The sequence below is a fragment of the Brucella sp. IR073 genome (genome assembly GCF_049065735.1).
Classification (GTDB): domain Bacteria; phylum Pseudomonadota; class Alphaproteobacteria; order Rhizobiales; family Rhizobiaceae; genus Paramesorhizobium.
Genome location: NZ_JBAKHD010000031.1, coordinates 1 through 1,177 on the forward strand (window position 1 = coordinate 1; position 1,177 = coordinate 1,177).

The following is a 1,177-nucleotide window of genomic DNA, read 5'->3' on the forward strand; positions in this document are numbered from 1 at the left end:
ATTATTCGACGATCTTCGACACGATGCCGGCGCCGACGGTGCGGCCGCCTTCACGGATAGCGAAGCGCAGCTTCTCTTCCATCGCGATCGGAACGATCAGGGACACGTTCATCGTCACGTTGTCGCCGGGCATCACCATCTCGGTGCCCTCAGGCAGCGTCACGATACCGGTCACGTCGGTCGTGCGGAAGTAGAACTGCGGGCGGTAGTTGGTGAAGAACGGCGTATGACGGCCACCTTCGTCCTTGGTCAGGATGTATGCTTCGGCAACGAACTTCGTGTGCGGCTTCACCGAACCCGGCTTGCACAGCACCTGGCCGCGCTCGACGCCTTCACGGTCGATACCGCGCAGCAGCGCGCCGATGTTGTCGCCAGCCTGACCCTGGTCGAGCAGCTTGCGGAACATTTCAACGCCGGTCACGGTCGTCTTGGCGTTCGGACGGATGCCGACGATCTCGACTTCCTCACCGACCTTGACGATACCGCGCTCGACGCGGCCCGTGACGACCGTGCCGCGGCCCGAGATCGAGAACACGTCTTCGATCGGCATCAGGAACGGCTGGTCAACCGGACGCTCCGGCGTCGGGATGTAGGCGTCGACGGCCTTCATCAGCTCGCGAACCGCATTCTCGCCGATCTCCTTGTTGGAGTCTTCGAGGGCAGCCAGAGCCGAACCCTTGACGATGGGGATCTCGTCGCCGGGGAAGTCGTACTTCGACAGAAGCTCGCGGACTTCGAGCTCAACCAGCTCAAGCAGCTCCGGATCGTCGACCTGGTCGACCTTGTTCAGGAACACGACGATGGCGGGAACGCCGACCTGACGGGCGAGCAGGATGTGCTCGCGGGTCTGCGGCATCGGGCCGTCGGCAGCCGAGCAAACCAGGATCGCGCCGTCCATCTGCGCAGCGCCGGTGATCATGTTCTTCACATAGTCGGCGTGGCCGGGGCAATCGACGTGGGCGTAGTGACGGTTCTCCGTCTCGTACTCGACGTGCGCGGTCGAGATGGTGATGCCGCGCGCCTTCTCTTCCGGAGCGGCGTCGATCTGGTCATACGCCTTGAACTCACCGAAATACTTCGTGATCGCTGCCGTCAGCGACGTCTTGCCGTGGTCGACGTGACCGATCGTGCCAATGTTCACATGCGGCTTCGTACGTTCAAACTTACTCTTCGCCAT

The 1,177-nt window shown here is 62.4% G+C and carries 1 protein-coding gene; it reads right to left on the minus strand.

Annotated features, from left to right (window positions below; genetic code table 11):
* Window position 1 precedes the first annotated feature (1 nt).
* Window positions 2-1,177: elongation factor Tu (gene tuf / locus ACOWVG_RS19275; RefSeq protein WP_420963996.1), on the minus strand; the 1,176-nt coding region annotated here is incomplete at its 5' end.